6 protein-coding genes are annotated in these 7,920 nt (G+C 34.8%); all 6 read right to left on the bottom strand.

Translation table 11 applies throughout. From position 1 onward, the window contains the following. Positions 1–112: 112 nt before the first annotated feature. Positions 113–343 (bottom strand): DUF6095 family protein, encoded by a 231-nt coding sequence (locus Q0951_RS06780; protein ID WP_299335680.1) that lies wholly within the window; start codon positions 341–343, stop codon positions 113–115. Further along, a complete protein-coding gene (murQ, locus tag Q0951_RS06775) occupies positions 333–1,151 on the bottom strand; it encodes an N-acetylmuramic acid 6-phosphate etherase (RefSeq protein WP_299335678.1) in 819 nt (272 codons plus the stop codon). The genes Q0951_RS06780 and murQ overlap by 11 nt, the downstream gene beginning before the upstream one ends. Positions 1,152–1,298: 147 nt before the next feature. Further along, complete coding sequence (locus Q0951_RS06770; RefSeq protein ID WP_299335676.1) at positions 1,299–2,111, bottom strand: DUF4249 domain-containing protein; 813 nt, start codon at positions 2,109–2,111, stop codon at positions 1,299–1,301. A gap of 3 nt (positions 2,112–2,114) precedes the next feature. Further along, complete coding sequence (locus Q0951_RS06765) at positions 2,115–4,490, bottom strand: TonB-dependent receptor (RefSeq protein ID WP_299335674.1); 2,376 nt, start codon at positions 4,488–4,490, stop codon at positions 2,115–2,117. 50 nt (positions 4,491–4,540) lie between these two features. Next, complete coding sequence (locus Q0951_RS06760) at positions 4,541–5,482, bottom strand: threonine/serine dehydratase (protein WP_299335672.1); 942 nt, start codon at positions 5,480–5,482, stop codon at positions 4,541–4,543. A gap of 80 nt (positions 5,483–5,562) precedes the next feature. After that, the gene (locus Q0951_RS06755) at positions 5,563–7,782 is read right to left on the bottom strand and encodes an NADP-dependent isocitrate dehydrogenase (protein ID WP_299335670.1); all 2,220 of its coding nucleotides are present in this window, start codon (positions 7,780–7,782) and stop codon (positions 5,563–5,565) included. Positions 7,783–7,920: the final 138 nt, after the last annotated feature.

Raw genomic sequence — 7,920 nt, 5'->3', positions numbered from 1 at the left:
CAATCGTGGGAGAGTAGGTCGTCGCCTTTTTTGAAACCCTTTATAGTGTTTAACTGTAAAGGGTTTTTTTTATATCCGGTTTTTATGAAATGTGAACTAACTACATAGATAATTACTTCTTGAACATACTGTCCATAATTGTTTTAAGTCCTTTGAATGCCAAATAGATGGCTAGAATACACAAAATTGAAGCCACTATTAAAATAGGAATGTAAAGTGGTTTGTCAGGATTACTAAGTCCTATATAAAATAGAGTAGGACCTAAAAACATTAAAGCTGCGGTTAATAACATAGTTTTAATGCCTTTGACTAATAATTCTTTATCTGTATGATTAGTTTCCATTGTTGTAGTTTTGAATTGCAGATCTTACACTTTTGTATTTGCTTAGTAGACGTTCAGCTTCATCATTAGTAACATTAAGTTCTTTGGTAATCATTCTGATACCTCTATCTACAAGTTTGTTATTACTCAATTGCATATCTACCATTTTATTTCCTTTAACCTTATTGAGCTTTATCATAGTAGATGTTGAAATCATATTAAGAACTAATTTCTGAGCTGTTCCTGCTTTCATACGAGAGCTTCCCGTTACAAACTCTGGTCCTACGATGACTTCAATTGGATATTTAGACACATTTGATAATGGGCTATTAGTATTACAAGTGATACAACCCGTTATAATATTATTTTGGTTACACTGTTTAAGAGCACCAATAACATAAGGTGTTGTTCCTGAAGCAGCAATTCCAACAACAACATCCTGTTCTGAAATATTAAAAGTTTGAAGATCTTTCCATCCCTGAGTTGTCGAATCTTCAGCAAACTCTACTGCTTTTCTAATAGCTGAATCTCCTCCAGCTATAAGGCCGATGACCAAATCATGAGAAACACCAAAAGTTGGTGGGCATTCTGAAGCGTCTAATATACCTAACCTTCCACTTGTGCCTGCGCCAATATAAAATAAGCGACCACCATGTTTTAATTTTGAAACAATTTGCTCTGTAAGTACTTCTATTTGAGGAATGGCTTTTTCTACAGCTAAAGGAACAGATTTGTCTTCAGTGTTTATATTAGTCAGTAGTTCATTTAAACTCATTTTCTCCAAATGATTATAATTAGAATCCTGCTCAGTTGTTTTAATAAATGTCATGGTATAAAAATAGCTAAAATTTTCTTCTGCGTTAGTGGTAGAAACGACATCCTCTACATCGCCTTGGGCTATGTAGAGATATAGTGGATGACACGACGCTTCTCTGCACTTGACTAAAAGTGCGTGAAGGGTAACGCCAAAAATAACTTACTCTACAGTATAGATCAATTCTGAAACCTCAGATAATCTAAAATAACCAAGTGGAAAATTATCGGGATTGGTCTCATTGATACAATTGCCACGAACTGTGGCAGGCTGTGTCTCGAATGGTCCTCCACCTTCTTCAGAATTTTGTTGCAATAAAATGAACATGAATTCGTAAAAGCGTTCTGAAACGCCATAGTTTCTAATGGTTACTTGATCTCCAGTTTCTAATTCTTCTTCGGTATAAAATCCAAAGATTTGATTTCCGTTGGTAAACTCATCATCATAAACTTCCAGACTTGGAATGTCTGGAATATCACTTATAAACTCAAAGAAATAATAATTTTCTTCATCAGCTGGATCTGTATAAAAGGCCTTTAATTCGGTTTCTTCACCAGAAAAACCACCATCATTATTTTGTTCGACATAATCAATATCTACTACAGATTTTAAAGTTTCTGTTGCTGTGTAGACTTCTCCTTCATATATGATTTCCAAATCGTATGTTTCATTGATTTGCGGTATAAAGACGTTGTTTTTGTAGATACCAGTAGTTCCTTCTTCTATGAATTCGAATACATCATCACTGGATTTAATGACCCGAACTTCGGCACCTGTGGCTGGAGGAACTTCTTCATCAAAATATGGGGCAGATAAGGTTAATTTTATCTCCTGTTGATTACCAGCTGTATTCTTAAACCAATTTATAGAGGCATCGATCACTAGTTTTGGTTCGGCAGTATTTAGGTCAACATCTATGACATCTTCACAGGAAAACATCAACAGACTTAGTAGAATATATATGTACTTTTTCATTGTTTAGAATTTAAAATTATATGAAACCGATGGAATAATTCCAAAAATAGCCAATCGAGTTGCCTCATTGCGTCCAGTCATTCTGTTTTCTCCAAAGGATATAGAAGCAGCATTTCGCCTGTTATAAAGATTGTATATACCAAATACCCATTCGCCTTTCCAGCGTTTCTTTGATTCTGGTTTGGGCGTATAAGTAGCTGATATGTCTAATCTATGATAGGCTGGTAATCTACTTGAATTCCTTGATTCATAATTTGGGATGGTAATACCATTAAATTCGTATTGACCGTTTGGAAATGTTGTAGGTTGACCAGTTTGAAAGAGAAAATTACTATTAAAGGTCCATTTTTTATTGAGCTTATAACTAGCTGTTAAAGAAATGTCGTGAGTTTTATCAAATGCTGTATTATACCATTCGCCATTATTTACACCTGTTTCTGCAGCAGTTCTTCCTTCAGTTTGTTGTTCAGATTTGGATAATGTGTAAGACAACCAACCTTTGAGTTGTCCTTCATTTTTTCTTAGTAAAATTTCGAGTCCGTAAGCTCTCGCTCGTCCGTTTAATATGACTTGTTCTATGGCGTTATTAGCAATGAGATCAGCACCATCTGTATAATCAATTCTGTTTTTGATGGTCTTGTAAAAGCTTTCTACTTCAAGTGAATATCGATTGTCTTTAAAGGTCTTAAAGTAACCTATTGCTACCTGATCTAATAATTGAGGTTTTACATACTTACCACTTGGAGTCCAAACATCAAGAGGTGTTGGCGATGTCGTATTTGATAAGAGATGTAAGTATTGTGTCATCCTGTTGTAGCTAGCCTTTACAGAGGAATTATCATTGAGTTGATAGGCAAGTGCAAATCGTGGTTCCAGATTAGCAAACGATTTGATTACATCACTTCTGCTGAAACTTTCTGTACCTGTAGGTTCGGCTTTTTCATAGATTTGAAGTTCCTCATTAAAGATTAACGGATTATCGTTTTCGTACACATTTAGTTCATCTTGACCTAGTCTTAAAAATGAACTTACTCTCAAACCATAAGATAAAGCTAACCGGTTACTGACTTGGTGTTCAGCATCGATATAGATAGCATTTTCAAAGGCATATTTGTCAATGAGTTTAAATTCATTGATTCCAGATGTAGGTGTTGAAGGCTTAATATCACCAGGATTGAATTTGTAATAAATACTATTTAAACCGTATTCAAGTTTGAAATTATTATTGACATAGTGCTTTAGATCGTATTTAAAATTGAAATTTTGAATACCAGAGTCCCAATCAAACTCAACAAAATTTAAGTTTAATCCGTAGTAATAATCAGAATAAATCAATGACATATTAGAGAACAATCGATCAGAAAATAAATGATTCCATCTAAAATTAACGACTGTATTTCCATAGGTGTTTTCAAAACTATCGGAAATATTAAACACATCTCTTCCAAAGTAACCAGAAAGATATAAGCTGTTTTTATCGTTAAGTCTGTAGCTTAATTTGGTGTTGAGATCATAAAAATAGGCGATATTATCAATGTCGAAAAGTGGTAGGAATAAATGAGCGTAACTACTACGACCGCCAAATAAAAATGAACCTTTTCCTTTTTTTATAGGACCTTCAGCAAGTAAACGGCTGGATACAATACCAATACCACCATTCATATGAAATTCGTTACTGTTCCCATCTTTTTGATAGATATCAAGCACCGAAGATACGCGACCTCCATATTTTGCTGGAATGCCACCTTTATAAAGTTTGATATCTTTGATGGCGTCGGGATTAAAAACAGAAAAGAAACCGAAAAGATGAGATGAGTTAAAAATTGTAGCTTCATCTAATAAGATCAGGTTTTGATCTGCTGCACCACCTCTCACATTAAACCCTGAAGAGCCTTCACCAGCATTAGTAACACCAGGTAGTAATGTGATAGATTTGATCACATCAACTTCTCCAAGAACCACAGGCATTTGCTTGATTGTTCCAATTGATAAGGCGTTAACACTCATTTGTGGTTTTTTGATATTGAGTTTTTCAACATCTTGTTTGATTACAATTTCGTCAAGACTCTCTGTGTTTTCTTCAAGTTTATAGTTTACTACTTTATCTTCGGAAAAGGATATGGTCTCCGTAATAGTGGTGTAACCCAGATAACTAATTTGCATTTTATACTCCCCTTTTGGTAGCGAAATAGAGTAGAAACCATATTCGTTAGTATTAGTTCCTGTTTGTAATTCGGGAAAAATAATATTAACACCAATTAGTGTCTCATTACTATTGGCATCAGTAATGGTACCACTCAGTGTTATCTTTTCTTGCGCGAAGACGCTATTAATACATAATAAGAAAAGGAGAAGGGCTTTATTCTTAATTGTCATCATTACACAAAATTAAGAAAGAACTATCTGACATGTATTGACTTAAAAGTTAATTAAATATTAAAAGGTAAGTTATTGACATCCACATTTCCACCAGAAATGATTACTCCAACTTTCTTATTTTTAAATTGATCTTTTTCTTTTAGTACTGCAGCAAAAGTTACGGCACTTGATGGTTCGATAATAATTTTCATACGCTCCCAAATGAAGCGCATGGCTTCGATAATTTCCTGTTCGGTGACTCTTATAATGCGGTTAACATGTTTTTGAATGATTGGAAAATTATGATGGCCTAATTGTGTTCTGAGTCCGTCAGCAATGGTATTTGCTGTGATGTTAGATTCAATTTTGCCACTAATCAAAGATCGATATGCATCGTCAGCTTCAAAGGGTTCTCCGCCAATAATCATACAATTTACTCCAAAATAATGAGCGGCTAATGAAGAACCAGCTATTAAACCACCACCTCCAACCGGACAAAAGACAGCATTTAATTCTGGTTGTTCATGAAGCAATTCAACACAGGCTGTTCCTTGTCCTAATATAACATCAAGATCATTAGATGGATGAATAAAAGTAGCTCCAGTTGTTTTTACAATATGTTCAGCAGCAGCTTCTCTGGCCTCAATGGTCGGTTCACATTCAATGATCTGTCCTCCATATTCTAAAACAGCATTCTTCTTTACTTTTGGAGAATTTGAAGGCATGACTATAGTAGCTTTAACTCCCAAACTCTGAGCACCTAATGACAAGGCTTGGGCAAAATTTCCCGAAGAATGTGTAACTACTCCATTTGCTTTTTTTTCATCGGTTAGTTGTATAATCGCATTGGTAGCACCTCGCATTTTATAAGCACCAGCTTTTTGAAAGTTTTCACACTTAAAATAGACTTCTGCGCCAACAAGGTTATTAACCAATCTTGAACTTAATACAGGTGTATTATGAATAAAAGGTTTAATTCTACTGTGACAAGCAATGAGGTTTTCTTTTGTCATTCTGTAAATTTACAACATGTTTAAAACAAAAAAAAGGCTGCTTTACGGACAGCCTTTTCGTATTGTATTATACAATAAGATTAACCTATGATCTTATTCAATGTATTGCTAGGTCGCATTGCTTCTGAAGTTTTTACTTCATTTGGCTCATAGTAACCTCCAATATCCATAGCTTGTCCTTGTACAGAATTCAGCTCATCAACAATTTTTGCTTCATGTGCTTGTAAATCTCTAAATACTTGTGCAAACTCATGCTTTAAATCTTCATCTTTGTTTTGATTAGCTAAAGCCTCAGCCCAGAATAAAGCTAAATAGAAGTGACTACCTCTATTGTCTAATTCCATTACTTTTCTAGAAGGCGATTTTCCGTTAGCTAATAATTTTTCAGTGGCATCATCTAAGGTTTCAGAAAGAATAAGAGCTTTTGGGTTGTGATTCACAGTTCCGAAATGTTCTAAGGACACAGCAAGCGCTAAAAATTCACCTAGAGAATCCCAACGTAAATGGTTTTCTTTAGTAAACTGCTGAACATGTTTAGGAGCAGATCCACCAGCACCAGTTTCAAATAAACCTCCACCATTCATTAAAGGAACAATAGATAACATTTTTGCACTAGTTCCTAATTCTAAAATTGGAAACAGATCTGTTAGGTAATCACGCAATACATTTCCAGTTACAGAAATAGTGTCATTTCCATCTTTAATTCTTTCTAAAGTAAATTCTGTAGCTTTAATAGGAGAGAGGATTCTAATATCTAATCCTGAGGTATCATGGTTTGGTAAATATTGGTTGACTTTTTTAATCAACTCAGCGTCATGAGCTCTCTTTTCATCTAACCAAAATACAGCAGGTGTCTGTGAAGCTCTTGCTCTCGTAACAGCCAATTTGATCCAATCCTGAATTGGTGCATCTTTAACTTGACACATTCTCCAGATATCACCAGTTTCTACTTCATGTGATGTTAATACATTTCCTGCAACATCAATGACTTCAACTTTTCCGTTGGCTGGTATTTCAAAGGTCTTATCATGAGATCCGTATTCTTCAGCTTTTTGAGCCATTAATCCAACATTAGGAACAGTTCCCATAGTAGTAGGATCGAAAGCACCGTGTTTTTTACAGAAATCTATTGTGGCAGTATACACGCCAGAATAACTACTATCTGGAATGACTGCTTTGGTGTCTTGTTGTTTTCCTTGGGCATTCCACATTTGTCCTGAAGTTCTTATCATTGCTGGCATAGATGCATCAATGATGACATCACTTGGCACATGTAGATTTGTAATGCCTTTATCTGAATTAACCATCGCTACATCTGGTGCATTGGCAAAAGCTGTTGCGATATCCTCTTCAATCAGTAAACGTTTGGGTTCTGGTAATTCACTGAGTTTACTCATTAAGTTTCCAAAACCGTTATTGACATCAACACCTATTTCTTCAAAAGTGTCGCCATGTTTTTTAAATAGATCAGCAAAAAATACGCGAACAGCATGACCAAATATAATCGGGTCAGACACTTTCATCATGGTAGCTTTCATATGTAATGAAAACAACACACCTTTATCTTTAGCGTCCTTTACCTGAGCTTCTAAAAATTCTATTAACGCTTTTTTACTCATCACTGTTGCGTCAATAATTTCACCTTTGAGTAATGATAAATTATCTTTTAAAATTGTAGCATTACCTGAACTATCTGTATGTACAATTTTTACAGATGTAGCCTCTGGTAAAGTAACAGAGACTTCATTGTGAGCAAAATCTCCATGTGACATCGTTGCCACATGTGTTTTAGAATCTGAAGACCATGCTCCCATAGAATGCGGGTTCTTTTTAGCAAAATTCTTAACTGCTTTTGGTGCTCGTCTGTCTGAATTTCCTTCGCGCAAAACAGGATTTACTGCACTACCTTTTATTTTATCGTAACGTGCTTTTATTGTTTTTTCTTCATCATTTTCAGGTTCATCTGGATAATTTGGTAATCCGTAACCTTGATTTTGTAATTCCTTGATAGCAGCTTTCAACTGAGGAATTGACGCACTAATATTTGGAAGTTTAATGATGTTGGCTTCTGGACTTTTTGCTAATTCTCCTAATTCGGCCAAAGCATCTGGAACACGTTGTGACTCGGTTAAAAAATCAGAGAAATTTGCTAAAATGCGTCCTGCCAAAGATATATCTCTACTTTCAATATTGATGTTAGACGATTTTGTAAATGATTTTATAATTGGTAATAAAGAGCGTGTTGCTAATGCTGGTGCTTCATCTGTTTTAGTGTAGATGATTGTAGGAGTATTTGCCATAAAGTGTTTAGAATTTAGTGTATTGAAAACGCTTAATTTTTAAGCTGTGCAAATATACAAAAAACAAGGGTTTCTTAGAAATGTCTTAAGCTCTTAAACTAAGGTTTTAAGACATGTATGAAATTAATACCCTAAATT

Origin of the sequence: uncultured Psychroserpens sp., assembly GCF_947501425.1 — a bacterium.
In the GTDB taxonomy this organism is placed as follows: Bacteria; Bacteroidota; Bacteroidia; order Flavobacteriales; family Flavobacteriaceae; genus Psychroserpens.
Note: the sequence above shows the minus strand (reverse complement) of the source record. Positions and strands in the feature narration are given on the sequence as shown.